General features: G+C 60.2%; 16 protein-coding genes. 3 read left to right on the top strand and 13 right to left on the bottom strand.

Annotated elements, in window-relative coordinates; all coding sequences use genetic code 11:
- Position 1 precedes the first annotated feature (1 nt).
- The 5 genes from H621_RS26990 to H621_RS0108715 form a co-directional block, all read right to left on the bottom strand.
- Positions 2–205: a hypothetical protein gene (locus H621_RS26990; RefSeq protein ID WP_036989599.1), complete on the bottom strand. Its 204-nt coding sequence runs from the start codon at positions 203–205 to the stop codon at positions 2–4.
- Between the two features lie 43 nt (positions 206–248).
- Complete coding sequence (locus H621_RS0108730) at positions 249–809, bottom strand: phage baseplate assembly protein V (RefSeq protein WP_028943021.1); 561 nt, start codon at positions 807–809, stop codon at positions 249–251.
- Positions 806–1324 (bottom strand): hypothetical protein, encoded by a 519-nt coding sequence (locus H621_RS0108725; protein WP_028943020.1) that lies wholly within the window; start codon positions 1322–1324, stop codon positions 806–808. The genes H621_RS0108730 and H621_RS0108725 overlap by 4 nt, the downstream gene beginning before the upstream one ends.
- Positions 1325–1326: 2 nt before the next feature.
- The gene (locus H621_RS0108720) at positions 1327–1686 is read right to left on the bottom strand and encodes a phage holin family protein (RefSeq protein ID WP_028943019.1); all 360 of its coding nucleotides are present in this window, start codon (positions 1684–1686) and stop codon (positions 1327–1329) included.
- A gap of 470 nt (positions 1687–2156) precedes the next feature.
- Positions 2157–2900 carry a LexA family transcriptional regulator gene (locus H621_RS0108715; protein WP_028943018.1) on the bottom strand — a complete coding sequence of 248 codons (744 nt, stop codon included), beginning with the start codon at positions 2898–2900 and terminating at the stop codon, positions 2157–2159.
- A 159-nt stretch (positions 2901–3059) separates the two neighbouring features.
- Between H621_RS0108715 and mutS the strand changes: the two genes are divergently transcribed.
- Both mutS and fdxA read left to right on the top strand, forming a co-directional pair.
- Positions 3060–5627, top strand: coding sequence for a DNA mismatch repair protein MutS (gene mutS / locus H621_RS0108710; protein ID WP_028943017.1), 2568 nt, complete (start codon positions 3060–3062; stop codon positions 5625–5627).
- A gap of 140 nt (positions 5628–5767) precedes the next feature.
- Positions 5768–6091, top strand: a complete 324-nt coding sequence (gene fdxA / locus H621_RS0108705; protein ID WP_003252355.1) for a ferredoxin FdxA — start codon at positions 5768–5770, stop codon at positions 6089–6091.
- 529 nt (positions 6092–6620) lie between these two features.
- Here the strand turns inward: fdxA and rpoS are convergent.
- The 8 genes from rpoS to H621_RS0108665 form a co-directional block, all read right to left on the bottom strand.
- A complete protein-coding gene (gene rpoS / locus H621_RS0108700) occupies positions 6621–7628 on the bottom strand; it encodes an RNA polymerase sigma factor RpoS (RefSeq protein WP_028943016.1) in 1008 nt (335 codons plus the stop codon).
- A gap of 106 nt (positions 7629–7734) precedes the next feature.
- On the bottom strand, positions 7735–8553 hold the full coding sequence (locus H621_RS0108695) for a peptidoglycan DD-metalloendopeptidase family protein (RefSeq protein ID WP_413694608.1): 819 nt from the start codon (positions 8551–8553) through the stop codon (positions 7735–7737).
- A gap of 238 nt (positions 8554–8791) precedes the next feature.
- Complete coding sequence (locus H621_RS0108690; RefSeq protein ID WP_371919697.1) at positions 8792–9448, bottom strand: protein-L-isoaspartate(D-aspartate) O-methyltransferase; 657 nt, start codon at positions 9446–9448, stop codon at positions 8792–8794.
- Positions 9449–9468: 20 nt separating this feature from the next.
- On the bottom strand, positions 9469–10218 hold the full coding sequence (gene surE / locus H621_RS0108685; RefSeq protein WP_028943013.1) for a 5'/3'-nucleotidase SurE: 750 nt from the start codon (positions 10216–10218) through the stop codon (positions 9469–9471).
- Positions 10206–11264: a tRNA pseudouridine(13) synthase TruD gene (gene truD, locus H621_RS0108680; RefSeq protein WP_028943012.1), complete on the bottom strand. Its 1059-nt coding sequence runs from the start codon at positions 11262–11264 to the stop codon at positions 10206–10208. Before truD ends, surE begins: the two co-directional genes overlap by 13 nt.
- Entirely contained in the window at positions 11261–11734 is a 474-nt protein-coding gene (gene ispF / locus H621_RS0108675; protein ID WP_028943011.1) for a 2-C-methyl-D-erythritol 2,4-cyclodiphosphate synthase, read from the bottom strand. Before ispF ends, truD begins: the two co-directional genes overlap by 4 nt.
- A 76-nt stretch (positions 11735–11810) precedes the next feature.
- Positions 11811–12659: an S-formylglutathione hydrolase gene (gene fghA, locus H621_RS0108670; RefSeq protein ID WP_028943010.1), complete on the bottom strand. Its 849-nt coding sequence runs from the start codon at positions 12657–12659 to the stop codon at positions 11811–11813.
- 8 nt (positions 12660–12667) lie between these two features.
- Positions 12668–13780: an S-(hydroxymethyl)glutathione dehydrogenase/class III alcohol dehydrogenase gene (locus H621_RS0108665; protein WP_028943009.1), complete on the bottom strand. Its 1113-nt coding sequence runs from the start codon at positions 13778–13780 to the stop codon at positions 12668–12670.
- 109 nt (positions 13781–13889) lie between these two features.
- Between H621_RS0108665 and H621_RS0108660 the strand changes: the two genes are divergently transcribed.
- Positions 13890–14783, top strand: a complete 894-nt coding sequence (locus H621_RS0108660; protein ID WP_167332100.1) for a LysR substrate-binding domain-containing protein — start codon at positions 13890–13892, stop codon at positions 14781–14783.
- The last annotated feature ends 10 nt before the right edge of the window (positions 14784–14793 follow it).

The raw sequence follows: 14793 nt of genomic DNA, 5'->3' as shown, positions 1-14793 counted from the left end.
GCTACTCCGTTGGCTTGAAGTGCGGATGCTCCTGTAGGTACACCAGGGCGACGTCATCGTCAGGCGATGCAGTTACCTGCCCGCTGCTGACGATCAATTGTCGGTTGTCTGGCAAGATCAGAACCCGTGATGTGTAGAGCGCATCGCGAAACACCAAGGCGTTGGCCGCAGGTGGTGAAGCAGTGTGCTTTCTCGAAGTACCCATGATGTCTCCAGGCATAAAAAAGCCCGCAGGTGGCGGGCTGGTTTCAGTGTTTGTGGTTGGCAGTATTGCCGCCGGTGTCGATGATCCTGGCGGCGCCAAAAATGTCGCCGGTGACTCGTAGGGAGCCGTTGATCTGCACCTCGCCGGTTACGGTAACTGTGGCTGCGGTTGCTTGAATGGCATCGGCGCTGATCACTGCCGAACTGCTGCCGACCCGAAGAGTGACCGTGCCGCTGGGCAGGTCGATGCTGTAGCTGCTGGACTGCCAGTCGTAGATCAGCGAGCCACCATCCTCAAAGCGCCAGACCTCGACGTGGTCACGGTTGTCCGGCGGATCACCGGCGTTGCCGTACAGGCCCGGCACAAAGGTACCCTGGGCCGGCTCGCCACTGGCACTGATCAGCACGCCCTGCTCGCCGAGACTGGGGGCACGCCAGTGCCGCGCCTTGCCCGCACCCAGGCTGTGCCAGCGTAACCAGGCACTGGTCCAGCCGGCACCATCAGATACACGCACCCTGGCGGCTGCCAGGTCCACCGCCACCACGTAGCAGGGGATGACCAGGCCGGCGAGCATGCGATCATGCATGGCACTGGCATAACTCATGAGAGGTCCTCCGGCGACTGGTAATCGGCTTCATGGCCGGGGCCGGTGTCTGGGCTGAAGGCAAAAGCCACCGGGCCTGGCTCATCAGGCCAGGGCCATTGCATGGTGCCAAGGCGTAGAACCTGCTCCCACTTCACTTGCCAGGTGACTGGGGCTGGTAAGACCGGGTCGGCTACAACCGGTACCGCTTGAACGTTGTTCGCTTCTTCAACGAAGTCGACCCCCCAGAACTGCTTGCGCAAGAGCACCGCCAACTGGGTAGCCAGCGTGACAGCGCGCAGAAGCGCCTGGGTATCGCCGACATCCACAAGGATCCGTGCCTCGATGGTCGCCAGGATGCATGAGCGACCATCGCCAGGGTCGACAGCGGGCCTCAAGGCGGTAATGGAATGAAACAGCGCCGGCATGGCCGTGCTGCTATCGGCGCCCCCATAGGCATCGACCGTTGCCAGTTCTGGCATGGCTGTCTTGATGGTCGCGGTGATAGCCTGGTGCAAGGTCGTCAGTTCGCACATGATCACTCCCTCTTTTTATGACCCCGGTGGTGAATATCCGGCCGTTGCATTTCCATACCCAACCGCCTCGCCGCCCACCGCTCATAAAGGCCGATCGCCATATCAGCCCCGGCCATGGCCGTCAGGCAGCCAAAGGCACTGGCGCTCCAGATCGACATGCCGCTGGCATACAACAGCATTACCGTGGACACACCGCAGACCATGCAGGCCCCCGAGCGCAGCAGCAGACGCCGGACCAGTGCCCAGCCACGGGCGCCCTCCTTATCTGCACGCCACATTTCGCCGCTCAAGCCGCCCAGCAAAGCCAGGACGATCACCAGCCAGATCGGCATTTCCAGCAACGTCTGTTGCTCGTTTGTCACTGTCCTGTCTCCTTTGGTAAGTCCGCTCGGCAGATTGCCTGCGGCGTCTGTTGTAGAGCCGGTCACTCGGCATTCCAAAAAGCCCGGGGCTGCCCAGGCTTTTCAGTAATGCGTTGTTCAGTTGCCAGCCACGTCTGGTGCCCTGTGCAACTGCGCTTCAAATTGTTCCTCCGACCGCGGCCGCCTGCCCGCCGGATAACTGCTTGTGGTGCTTTACGCTGCACACCCGGGCCAGTTGCCAACCCTCTGAATCGTTGAGGCCGATCCATCGCTGCCTTTTCTGCTACCGGTGTCGGCCGGCTTGAGACAAAGATTATGCATTGATGCATATGCAGTCAATGCATTTGTGGAAATATTTATGCGCGCCGATATGCGCATATGCATTGGAGCCTTGCCTGGTAAGGGCTTACGGGTTTTCAGCAGGCGAAAAAAAACCCGCCAAGGCGGGTTTTTCACATCGCGTAGACACTTCAGCGGGCGTACATGCCCCACCAGAAGACGTGGCCGAGGATGCTGATCTGCTCTTCCTGCATCTGCTGGAAGCTGTAGTCTTCATCCGGATGCTCGTCGCGGTTGAAGCTGCGCAGGCGGATGCCGGTAGGTAGGCGATAGAGCTGCTTCACGCGCAGCTGACCATTGTGATTGATGGCATAGAGATCACCGTCGACGATGTCGCCAATGCCGCTCTTGCCGGCATTGACCCCCACCGTGGCGCCATCGCGCAGCACCGGCAGCATGCTGTTGCCACGTACGGTGACGCATTTGGCCTGGTCGAATTGCACGCCGTTGTGGCGCAGGCTGCGCTTGCCGAAGCGCAGGCTGGCCTTCTCGCTTTCCTCGATGACGAATCGTCCTGATCCTGCTGCCAATTCGACCTCGCGAAGAAACGGAATGGACACCTCGTCGTCCTCGATCGGGGTGTCGTCATCCCACAGGCTGATGTCGTGCAACTCGGCATGGCTGCGGGCTGGCACCGCCTCGCGGCTCTCGCCCAGGTCGACACGACCACGCAGTTGATCGGTACTTACCCCGAAGTACTCGGCGATTTTTGACACATGCTTATCGGACGGATCGACGATTTTCTCGCTGAGGATGCGCGACAAGGTGGATTGCGGCACGCCGGTACGCCGGTGAAGCTCCGTGGGGGAGATACCGTGGCGGTCGAGCAGTGCTCTGAGGACGGATGCTACATTGCGTTTTTGCATAAACTGCATAATGCAGAGCGATTGGGCAAATTGCAATTGCTCCAATGCACGAAAGTGCATGGACAAAAGGTCGCGGCGCGGCCGATGGCCTCGGCATCCAGGGCAAAATCCCTGTACCATTGCCCGCTTGCCTTTGGTCTAAACGACACTGCGAGCCAAGTTTCTGTAATGAGCGATCTTTCCGCACACACTCCGATGATGCAGCAGTACTGGAAGCTGAAAAACCAGCACCCGGACCAGCTGATGTTCTACCGCATGGGCGACTTCTACGAGATCTTCTATGAAGATGCGAAGAAAGCCGCAAAACTCCTGGATATTACCCTGACTGCCCGCGGGCAGTCGGCGGGCCAGTCGATCCCCATGTGTGGTATCCCCTTCCACGCAGCCGAAGGGTACCTGGCCAAGCTGGTAAAGCTGGGCGAGTCGGTGGTGATCTGCGAGCAGATCGGCGACCCGGCCACCAGCAAAGGGCCGGTCGAGCGCCAGGTGGTGCGGATTATCACGCCGGGCACCGTCAGTGATGAAGCGCTGCTCGATGAGCGCCGCGACAACCTGATCGCTGCCGTGCTGGGAGACGAACGCCTGTTCGGCCTGGCAGTGCTGGACATCACCAGCGGCAACTTCACCGTGCTGGAGATAAAAGGCTGGGAAAACCTGCTGGCCGAGCTCGAACGTATCAATCCGGTGGAGCTGTTGATTCCGGACGACTGGCCTCAAGGCCTGCCGGCCGAGAAGCGCCGTGGCGCCCGTCGTCGCGCGCCTTGGGACTTCGACCGTGACTCGGCACGCAAGAGCCTGTGCCAGCAGTTCGCAACCCAGGACCTCAAGGGTTTTGGCTGTGAAAAGTTGACCCTGGCCATTGGCGCTGCGGGCTGCCTGCTCGGCTACGCCAAGGAAACCCAGCGCACCGCCCTGCCCCATTTGCGCAGCCTCAAGCATGAGCGCCTGGACGACACAGTGGTGCTCGACGGCGCCAGCCGTCGCAACCTGGAGCTGGACGTCAACCTGGCCGGTGGGCGCGACAATACCCTGCAGTCGGTCATCGACCGCTGCCAGACCGCCATGGGCAGCCGTTTGCTGACCCGCTGGCTGAACCGTCCGCTGCGTGACCTGAAAGTGCTTCAGGCTCGCCAGGGGTCGATTCGCTGCCTGCTCGACAGCTACCGCTTCGAGAAGCTGCAACCACAACTCAAGGAAATCGGCGACATCGAGCGGATTCTCGCCCGTATCGGCCTGCGCAATGCTCGCCCACGGGACCTGGCCCGCCTGCGAGATGCCCTCGGCGCCCTGCCCGAGTTGCAAAATGCCATGGCCGAACTTGAGGCGCCGCATCTCGCCCGCCTGGCAGCCATCGCCGGTACCTATCCGGAGCTGGCCGATCTGCTGGAAAAAGCCATCGTCGATAGTCCACCCGCGGTAATTCGTGACGGCGGCGTGCTCAAGACCGGCTACGACGGAGAGCTGGACGAGCTGCTGGCCATGAGCGAGAACGCCGGCCAGTTCCTCATCGACCTGGAAGCCCGGGAAAAAGCGCGTACCGGCCTTGCCAATCTCAAGGTCGGCTACAACCGTGTTCACGGTTATTTCATCGAACTGCCGAGCAAACAAGCCGAGCAGGCACCTGCCGACTATATCCGGCGCCAGACCCTAAAAGGCGCCGAGCGCTTTATCACTCCGGAGCTGAAAACCTTCGAAGACAAGGCACTGTCGGCCAAAAGCCGCGCCCTGGCTCGAGAGAAGATGCTCTATGACGCGCTGCTCGAAACCCTGATCAGCCATCTGGCACCGCTGCAAGACACCGCCGCCGCCCTGGCCGAACTGGATGTGCTGAGCAACCTGGCCGAACGTGCGCTGAACCTGGACCTGAACTGCCCGACCTTCGTCGACGAGCCGTGCATGCGCATCAACCAGGGTCGCCATCCTGTGGTCGAGCAAGTGCTGACCACTCCGTTTGTGGCCAACGACCTGTCGCTGGACGACAACACTCGCATGCTGGTGATCACCGGTCCGAACATGGGCGGTAAATCCACCTACATGCGTCAGACTGCCCTCATTGTCCTGATGGCACATATCGGCAGCTTCGTGCCGGCCGCCAGCTGTGAGCTGTCGCTGGTCGATCGAATCTTCACCCGAATCGGCTCCAGCGATGACCTGGCGGGCGGACGCTCGACGTTCATGGTCGAGATGAGCGAAACCGCCAACATCCTGCACAACGCCACCGACCGCAGCCTGGTGCTGATGGACGAAGTGGGCCGCGGCACCAGCACCTTCGACGGCCTGTCGCTGGCCTGGGCGGCAGCCGAGCGCCTGGCCCAGTTGCGCGCCTACACGCTGTTCGCCACGCATTACTTTGAATTGACCGTACTGCCGGAAAACGAGCCGCTGGTGGCGAACGTCCACCTGAACGCTACCGAGCACAATGAGCGGATCGTATTCCTGCACCACGTACTTCCCGGGCCTGCCAGCCAGAGCTACGGCCTGGCCGTTGCCCAGTTGGCCGGTGTGCCGACTCCGGTTATCCAGCGTGCCCGTGAGCATCTGGGGCGCCTCGAAACGGCCAGCCTACCCCATGAAACACCTGTCTTGACCAAGGGTGCGGCAGATATCCCGCACCAGAGCGACCTGTTTGCCAGCCTGCCACACCCAGCCATCGAGAAGCTCGGGAAGCTGGACCTGGACAATATGACGCCACGCCAAGCTATCGAAATGCTCTATACACTGAAGACTCTGTTATAACGCGCGCCCGCACAAGCTGATAGAATCCCGCGCGGTTTGGCGATGCTGCAGGTTACTAGCCTGGCCTGCAGCCGAACGACCAAACCGCGCGACCCTGTCTGGAAGGGTATCGCTGCCGTCGCCTGAGGAGAGAATTAGAAATGACCTTCGTCGTCACCGACAACTGCATCAAGTGCAAGTACACCGACTGCGTAGAAGTCTGTCCGGTGGACTGCTTCTACGAAGGCCCGAACTTCCTGGTCATTCACCCGGATGAGTGCATCGATTGTGCACTGTGCGAGCCTGAATGCCCCGCCCAAGCCATTTTCTCGGAAGATGAAGTGCCAAGTGGCATGGAGAACTTCATTGAGCTCAATGCCGAGCTTGCGGAAATCTGGCCGAACATCACCGAGCGCAAAGACGCTCTGCCAGATGCCGAAGAGTGGGACGGCAAGCCAGGCAAGATCGCCGATCTGGAACGCTAGGCGTTTGAAGATCAAAAAAAGGCCCCTAGGGGCCTTTTTTTCATGTTTGGGCCGGGCAAAAAAAGGGGCGGTTTGACCCGCCCACATTTTTTCCGTAGTCCCTTTGATCCCTTTCATCATCCTGATGAATCGCATCCTGCGATGTCCTGACCTTCATCCTTGAAAGCCTGTGTCAGTCCGTAGACACAGTTCAAATACTAGCGCCTGCAGCGTTACAAGCAATAGCACCCAACGCTGGCGATGTAGCTTGAACTTAGTGGCTGCATTTAAAAAATGCATTTTAAATCAATAGCTTAAATAAAAGACCACACTAAAAACGACAACCATTTACTTAAACTCACAGCAATGGCTTACATGATGCGTAAGCTAAGTCTTACACAAACAAGAACAGTACCAACGGCGTGAGGACGCTTTTATCCAGAACCGGATGTTTCCGCTGCAACAGCAGGAGAGGTTTCCCCTTCAAGCGGTGAAGTCACATACAAAAACGCCCCGACAAAGTCGAGGCGTTCTTTGCTGCAAGGCGTTGTTACTGGAACAGCGACTCGCTGGACAAACCGTTTTTCTCGAGGATCTCACGCAGGCGCTTGAGGCCCTCGACCTGGATCTGGCGAACCCGCTCACGCGTCAGGCCAATCTCCAAACCTACATCCTCCAGGGTGCTGCTCTCATGCCCCCTGAGGCCGAAGCGGCGAATCACCACTTCACGCTGCTTGTCGGTGAGCTCGCTCAACCACTGGTCGATGCTCTGGGACAGGTCATCATCCTGAAGCAGCTCGCAAGGGTCGGTTGGGCGGTCATCGGTGAGGGTATCGAGTAGCGTCTTGTCAGAATCCGGGCCCAGGGACACATCAACCGACGACACCCGCTCGTTCAGCCCAAGCATGCGCTTGACTTCACCCACTGGTTTTTCCAGCAGACTGGCAATCTCTTCCGGGGACGGTTCGTGATCGAGCTTCTGGGTGAGTTCCCGTGCGGCGCGCAGGTAGACGTTCAGTTCCTTGACCACGTGAATGGGCAAGCGAATGGTACGGGTCTGGTTCATGATCGCCCGTTCGATGGTTTGCCGAATCCACCAGGTAGCATAGGTAGAGAATCGGAAACCACGCTCAGGGTCGAACTTCTCGACCGCGCGAATCAACCCAAGGTTGCCCTCTTCGATCAGGTCCAGCAGTGAAAGCCCTCGATTCACATAGCGTCGGGCGATTTTCACTACCAGGCGCAAGTTGCTTTCGATCATCCGCTTGCGACCGGCTGGGTCGCCACTTTGCGACAGCCGTGCAAAATGGACTTCTTCCTCTGGCGAGAGAAGAGGCGAGAAACCGATTTCATTGAGGTAAAGCTGGGTTGCGTCAAGTGCCCGAGTGTAATCGATGTACTTGTGTTGCTTTAGCGAAGAGCCTTGCTTGGCCCTTGTCCGAACCGAAGATACAGCAGGTTCGTCTGACACCACATCCGTTTCCAAAACGATGCCCGTCTCCATCAGGAGCACTTCATCGTCGATGTCAAACTCCGGCACTTCTTTGTTGAGAGCCATTGTTATAGTCCTTTGCTGAGTTCGAACTCAGACTCAAGCGACGCCTATATCCCTGGCAACGCTGGAGCCTGTCCCCTCTACGCGAGGAACAGGCCGGGTCTAGCAATCAACGACGCGGCAGGAATTGCAGCGGATCAACAGGTTTGCCCTGGCGGCGAATCTCAAAATGCAGCTTCACCCGGTCCGTGCCCGTGGAACCCATTTCGGCAATTGTCTGCCCAACTTTGACCTGCTGTCCCTCCCGAACCAATAGCCTGCGGTTGTGACCGTAGGCGCTGACGTAGGTATCGCTGTGCTTGATGATTACCAACTCGCCGTAGCCCCGCAAGCCACTCCCGGCGTAGACAACTGAACCATCAGACGCAGCAAAAACAGGCTGTCCCAAATCACCGGCGATATCAATGCCTTTATTCAAACTACCGTTTGAAGCGAATTTTCCAATCAACACGCCATTGGCCGGCCAGGCCCAGCCGCCCACCGAACGCTCTGCAGCAGGTACCTGGGCGGGCGCTGCAGGTGTGGCAGGCGTAGCAACCGGAGGGGGCACAGGGGTCGCCGGGGTCGCCGCCTTGGCAGGCGTACCGGCAGGCCGGGTGGTGACGGTGGTCTTGCTCGACGGCGAGGACGAACTGGTGACAACGGTCGTCGTTCCCCCGGCAGGCGCACCGGAGCGACCGTCGAAACGGATCGCCTGCCCGACGCGAATGGTATAGGGCGCCGTGATGCCATTGCGCGCGGCCAGGTCTTTGTAGTCCCAGCCATAACGGAACGCGATGGAGTACAAGGTATCGCCCGGACGCACGACGTACTGGCCACTGGTAACTGCAGGGCGCTTGGCTACAGGCGCATTGCGATCGACAACTCGCGCACTATTGGAGGACGTGCTTGAACAACCGGAAATCAGCGTACCCAGGGCAAGTGCAATCACCAGAAGCTTGTAGCTCGAAAAGTCCCTGCGCTGCCGACTGATTGTGTGACCCACCCGCCGCTCCCTCTGATGGTGACTGCTGTGAAAATGCAATATTGTTGCAATTATACCCGAGCACCTACACCTTGCGGATCACAGGCATACGCAAAATGTGACACCCGACAAACCAAGATAGCCCGCCAGATAGACAGGGCAATGTCGGTGAAATTCTGCCGCGGCAAAAAAATAGATTCGATCAGGCCAGCGGGCCGCTGAGCAGGGGCACAAAGCGCACGGAGCCCATTACCCGCCGCGAGAACCCTTGTTCTTCACGCACGATGAGCATCAGCTGCTGCGACTCCCCGGTCGACCCCACCGGAATGACCATGCGCCCGCCCGGCGCAAGCTGGTCGAGCAAGGCCTGGGGAACTTCGGGCGCCACGGCGGTGACAATGATGCCGTTATACGGTGCCAGCGCCGGCCACCCTTCACAGCCATCACCCCAGCGAAACACCACATTGCGCAGGTTGAGTTCGGTCAGGCGCTCCTTGGCGCGATCCTGCAAGACCTTGATGCGCTCCACGGAAAAAACCCGCTCTACCAGTTGAGCAAGGATGGCTGTTTGATAACCGGAGCCGGTACCAATCTCCAGCACCTTGTCCAATGGGCCGGCCTCGAGCAGCAGTTCGCTCATGTGCGCAACCATGAACGGCTGGGAGATGGTCTGGTTGTTGCCGATAGGCAGCGCGGTATCTTCGTAGGCGCGATGAGCCAACGCCTCGTCGACAAACAGGTGACGTGGCGTGCGCCGCAGCACATCGAGCACCTGGGGGTTGGATACACCTTCTTCGATCAAACGTTGAATCAGCCGTTCACGGGTTCGCTGCGAGGTAAAACCGATACCGTGGCGCATCAGATCCTCCTGTTCTCGCATCAGAGCAACCCCTCCAGCCAGCCATCCAGGCGCTCGAAAGCGTCATTGAAGGTACGGTCCAACTGTAATGGAGTGATCGATACATAGCCCTGCATCACCGCATGAAAATCCGTGCCTGGTCCGCCATCCTCGGCATCCCCGGCCACGGCAATCCAATAACCCTCCTTGCCCCTGGGATTGACCACCTTGGTCGGTGCCGCGGCGCGTGCACGATGCCCCAGGCGAGTCAGCTGGATACCCCGGATATGCTCAAGCGGCAGGTTGGGGATGTTGACGTTCAACACCGTACGAGGTGGCAATGCCAGGCTCTCGTGAGCTTCAACCAGCTTGCGTGCAATATAGGCAGCCGTCGGCAGGTTGTCAGGCAAACGTGAAAGCAGCGAAAAGGCAAAGGAGGTGCCACCCAGGAAGCGCCCCTCCAATGCTGCTGCCACTGTCCCGGAGTACAGCACATCATCGCCCAGGTTGGCACCCAGGTTGATCCCCGACACCACCATGTCCGGCGTTTGCTCCAACAACCCGTTGAGCCCCAGGTGCACGCAGTCGGTCGGTGTACCGTTGAGGCTGATGTAGCCGTTGGCCAAGGTTTGCGGGCACAGCGGCCGATCGAGCGTCAGCGAACTGCTGGCACCGCTTTTGTCTTGGTCCGGGGCGATGACCACACAATCAGCATAATCCGCCAGCGCAGCATGCAGCGCTGCAAGTCCGGGTGCGGTGACGCCGTCGTCGTTCGAAATCAGAATACGCATGGGCTATCCGTCTGCCCTGCCGCCACCAGATCAACAAGCTCGCGCACCACGACGGTGGCAAAGCATCCGGCCGGAAGGACGAATTCCAGTTGCAGAATATCAGGCTCGGGATAATGCCACGTCAGGCCGCCAATGGGCAGTCGCAGGATACGACGCTCCTGATTCAGGCCTGCTCGCGCCAACCATTGGCACAACGAAGCGTGTTGCTCGCCAATGCCCTGCTCGAGCTCGCCGGTAGCACCACCGGTGCCCGGTGCTCCTTCGCCCCACAGCGGGCCGGTGGGGTGCAGGTCCAGAATGGCCAGGCGAGGATCGGAACACTCCGCTTCGCCGGCCGGGAAAAAGCTGCGACTGTCGGTGAACGCCAGCAGGTCACCGACCTGGGCCGTTTGCCAGCTGCCGTCGGCAACACGCGCTGCCAACACCTGGTTGAACAAATAACTGCGGGCACTGGAGAGCAGCCGTGAACGCACGTTGCGTTGCTCCGGCAATGCCTGGCGGGAAGCCCAATCCCGGGCATCATGAACGTTGCCGCCGGCGTGACCGAAGCGCTGGGTGCCGAAATAGTTCGGCACGCCCTGACAACGCAGCAGTTCAAGTCGCGCATCCAGGGCCGCCTGGTCGGCGACCAGGCCTGTCAGGCGCAGGGTGAAGCCATTGGCCGAATGCGCGCCGCGCTGCAGTTTGCGTGAGTGCCGGGTGCGCTTGAGGATGCTGAGGGTCTCGTTCTCGGCTGCGCCGAAGTCAGGATCGGCCTTGCCGGGCAAGTGCAGGCTGAACCACTGGCGGGTCAGCGCCTGACGGTCCTTGAGGCCGGCATAGCTGATGCTGCGCAGCGGTACGCCTGCTGCCCGAGCCAGGCGGCGTGCCGCCTCTTCGGTGTTCAGGTCGCGTTTTTCGACCCACAGCCACAAGTGTTCACCATTGCCCGAGAGCGGAATATCCAGGACTTCGTCCACCTGGAAGTCTTCGGCAGTAGCCTTGAGAATCGCGCTGCCCAGCGCCTGGCCCGATGCGCGCGGGCCCAGAAGTTCCAGTTCGGTCATGCTGACAACAACATCGCCACGGCGTGGACGGCAATGCCTTCTTCACGACCTGTGAAACCAAGCTTCTCAGTGGTCGTCGCCTTGACGTTGACCTGGTCGAGCTCGACCTGAAGGTCCTGGGCGATCAGTTGGCGCATGGTTTCGATATGCGGTGCCATCTTCGGCGCCTGGGCCACGATGGTGGCGTCGACGTTACCGACCTTCCAGCCCTTGGCCTGGACGATCTTCACTACGTGGCGCAACAGTACGCGGCTGTCAGCGCCCTTGAACTGCGGATCGGTATCGGGGAAATGCTTGCCGATGTCCCCAAGCGCAGCGGCGCCCAGCAAGGCATCGCTCAAGGCATGCAGCACGACGTCGCCATCGGAATGGGCCAGCAGCCCGAACTTGTGCGCAATGCGCACCCCACCCAAGGTGATGAAATCGCCTTCCGCGAAGCGGTGCACATCGTAGCCGTGGCCAATACGCATAAAAAAACGCCCTGATTGAGTCAGGGCGTGATTCTACCTGCTTTGCCGGGCCTTGGGCTTATTTGTAGGGCAGCGCCTACAACAAACCCAGGGCCACGCCATGGTGGCGCAAGTGCTCATCAATGAAGCTGGCGATAAAGTAATAGCTGTGGTCATAGCCTGGCTGCAAACGCAGCTCCAGCGGATGACCGGCCGCCTTGGCCGCCTGGATCAATGCCTGGGGCTTGAGCTGATTGTCGAGAAAATCGTCGCGATCGCCCTGATCCACCAACAACGGCAGACGCTCCTGTGCCTCGGCCATCAACACCGTGGCGTCCCATTCGCGCCAGCGCGCCCGGTCTTCCCCCAGGTAACGGGAGAAGGCCTTCTGGCCCCAGGGACAGTCCATCGGATTGCTGATCGGCGCAAAGGCCGACACCGAACGGTAGCGCCCGGGATTGCGCAGCGCGCACACCAACGCACCATGCCCGCCCATGGAGTGGCCGCTGATACCGCGACGATCAGACGCCGGGAAATGCGCCTCGACCAGCGCAGGCAGCTCCTGTACCACGTAGTCATGCATACGGTAGTGCTGGGACCAGGGCTGCTCGCTGGCATTGAGGTAGAAACCGGCTCCCAGCCCGAAGTCCCAGGCACCCTCCGGGTCGCCCGGGACCTGAGGCCCGCGCGGACTGGTATCGGGGGCGACGATGATCAACCCGAGCTCCGCGGCAAGCTTGTGTGCCCCGGCCTTCTGCATGAAGTTTTCATCCGTGCAGGTCAGGCCGCTGAGCCAATACAGCACCGGCAGTTTTTCGCCCTGCTCGGCCTGTGGTGGCAGGTAGACCGCAAAGACCATGTCGCAACCGAGCACCTGGGAACGGTGTCGGTAGCGCTTGTGCCAGCCGCCGAAGCTTTTCTGGCAAGAGATGTTTTCCAGGCTCATGGCAAACCTCAGAAATGAATGACGCTACGGATACTCTTGCCTTCATGCATGAGGTCGAACGCTTTGTTGATGTCTTCCAGACCCATGGTGTGAGTGATGAAGGTATCCAGCGGGATCTCGCCTTTTTCCGACATTTCGACGTAGCTTGGCAGCTCGCTGCGGCCACGCACGCCACCAAAGGCCGAACCACGCCAGACACGACCGGTCACCAACTGGAACGGACGCGTAGAGATTTCCTGGCCGGCACCGGCCACTCCAATGATCACCGACTCACCCCAGCCCTTGTGGCAACACTCCAGCGCTGCTCGCATCAGTTGCACGTTACCCACGCATTCAAAGGAGAAGTCCACGCCACCGTCGGTAAGGTCGACGATGACCTCCTGGATCGGGCGATCGTAGTCTTTCGGGTTGACGCAATCGGTAGCGCCCAGCTGCTTGGCAATCTCGAACTTGCCCGGGTTGATGTCAACGGCAATGATTCGCGAAGCCTTGGCTTTTACCGCGCCAATGATCGCCGACAAGCCGATGCCACCCAGGCCAAAGATGGCCACCGTATCGCCCGGCTTGACCTTGGCGGTGTTGAGCACGGCGCCGATGCCCGTCGTGACGCCACAACCGAGCAGGCAGACTTTCTCCAGGGGGGCTTCTTTCTGGATCTTGGCCACGGAGATTTCCGGGAGCACGGTGTACTCGGAGAACGTCGAGGTGCCCATGTAGTGGAACAGCTGCTGACCTTTGTAGGAGAAGCGCGTGGTGCCATCAGGCATCAGCCCTTTGCCCTGGGTGGCGCGAATGGCCTGGCACAGGTTGGTCTTGCCGGAGCGGCAGAATTTGCACTGGCCGCATTCGGGGGTGTACAGCGGGATCACATGATCGCCGACTGCGACCGACGTGACGCCCTCGCCCACCGCTTCGACGACCGCACCGCCTTCATGGCCGAGGATCGATGGGAAGATGCCTTCAGGGTCTGCACCGGAGAGCGTGTAGGCATCGGTGTGGCAGACGCCACTGGCGACCACGCGAAGCAGCACTTCACCTGCCTTGGGCATGGCCACGTCGACCTCGACGATCTCCAGCGGTTTCTTGGCCTCGAAAGCAACGGCGGCACGGGACTTGATCATCAATCTTCTCCAACAAGGGGTCAGTTCAAGTCCGCAGTGTAATTCATCCGTATTTGATGAATAATCCGGCCGAAGACAAAACATTATTGCCATACAGGGATAATCAATGATCAGCCGCTGGGAAGGCATCGACGAGTTCGTCGCTGTCGCCGAATCGGGTCAGTTCACTGCCGCCGCCGAGCGCCTGGGCGTTTCTTCATCCCACATCAGCCGCCAGATCGCGCGCCTGGAAGACCGCCTGCAAACACGCCTGCTCTACCGCAGTACCCGCAAGGTTACGTTGAGCGAAGCCGGGCAGACGTTCCTGCAACATTGTCAGCGCCTGCAAGATGGCCGCGAAGAAGCCCTGCGCGCGATGGGCGACCTCACCAGCGAGCCCAAGGGCTTGCTGCGCATGACATGTGCAGTGGCGTATGGCGAGCGCTTTATCGTTCCACTGGTGACCCGCTTCATGGCGTTATACCCGCAGTTGCGGGTCGACATCGAGTTGAGCAATCGCACCTTGGACCTGTTGCATGAAGGACTGGACCTGGCCATTCGCCTGGGCCGCCTGCAGGACTCGCGGTTGGTGGCCACCCGCCTGGCGCCCAGGCGCATGTACCTGTGCGCCTCACCGGCCTACGTGAAGCGCTATGGTCGACCGCACAGCCTGTCGGAACTGGCGCGACACAACTGCCTGATCGGCAGCACGGATACCTGGCCACTGCAGCAGGATGGCCGCGAATACGGCCTGCGGGTACAGGGCAACTGGCGCTGCAACAGTGGCCAGGCGGTGCTGGATGCCGCACTGCAAGGGATAGGCTTGTGCCAGTTGCCGGATTACTACGTTCTGGAACACCTCAAGAGCGGTGCCCTGGTATCGCTGCTGGAAACCCACCAGCCGCCCAACACCGCGGTGTGGGCGCTGTATCCGCAGCAGCGGCATCTGTCACCCAAGGTGCGCAAACTAGTGGACTTTTTACGAGAGGGGTTGGCGACGTTACCGGAGTACCGAGGTGCTTAGCCCAGCATCA

This window comes from Pseudomonas vranovensis DSM 16006, from assembly GCF_000425805.1.
GTDB lineage: Bacteria > Pseudomonadota > Gammaproteobacteria > Pseudomonadales > Pseudomonadaceae > Aquipseudomonas > Aquipseudomonas vranovensis.
Note: the sequence above shows the minus strand (reverse complement) of the source record. Positions and strands in the feature narration are given on the sequence as shown.

What these genes read in the sequence shown, in the direction of transcription:
- H621_RS26990 (WP_036989599.1), bottom strand. Translation starts at nt 205, where the DNA reads ATGGGTACTTCGAGAAAGCACACTGCTTCACCACCTGCGGCCAACGCC.
- H621_RS0108730 (WP_028943021.1), bottom strand. Translation starts at nt 809, where the DNA reads ATGAGTTATGCCAGTGCCATGCATGATCGCATGCTCGCCGGCCTGGTC.
- H621_RS0108725 (WP_028943020.1), bottom strand. Translation starts at nt 1,324, where the DNA reads ATGTGCGAACTGACGACCTTGCACCAGGCTATCACCGCGACCATCAAG.
- H621_RS0108715 (WP_028943018.1), bottom strand. Translation starts at nt 2,900, where the DNA reads ATGCAGTTTATGCAAAAACGCAATGTAGCATCCGTCCTCAGAGCACTG.
- mutS (WP_028943017.1), top strand. Translation starts at nt 3,060, where the DNA reads ATGAGCGATCTTTCCGCACACACTCCGATGATGCAGCAGTACTGGAAG.
- fdxA (WP_003252355.1), top strand. Translation starts at nt 5,768, where the DNA reads ATGACCTTCGTCGTCACCGACAACTGCATCAAGTGCAAGTACACCGAC.
- rpoS (WP_028943016.1), bottom strand. Translation starts at nt 7,628, where the DNA reads ATGGCTCTCAACAAAGAAGTGCCGGAGTTTGACATCGACGATGAAGTG.
- H621_RS0108690 (WP_371919697.1), bottom strand. Translation starts at nt 9,448, where the DNA reads ATGCGCCACGGTATCGGTTTTACCTCGCAGCGAACCCGTGAACGGCTG.
- surE (WP_028943013.1), bottom strand. Translation starts at nt 10,218, where the DNA reads ATGCGTATTCTGATTTCGAACGACGACGGCGTCACCGCACCCGGACTT.
- truD (WP_028943012.1), bottom strand. Translation starts at nt 11,264, where the DNA reads ATGACCGAACTGGAACTTCTGGGCCCGCGCGCATCGGGCCAGGCGCTG.
- ispF (WP_028943011.1), bottom strand. Translation starts at nt 11,734, where the DNA reads ATGCGTATTGGCCACGGCTACGATGTGCACCGCTTCGCGGAAGGCGAT.
- fghA (WP_028943010.1), bottom strand. Translation starts at nt 12,659, where the DNA reads ATGAGCCTGGAAAACATCTCTTGCCAGAAAAGCTTCGGCGGCTGGCAC.
- H621_RS0108665 (WP_028943009.1), bottom strand. Translation starts at nt 13,780, where the DNA reads ATGATCAAGTCCCGTGCCGCCGTTGCTTTCGAGGCCAAGAAACCGCTG.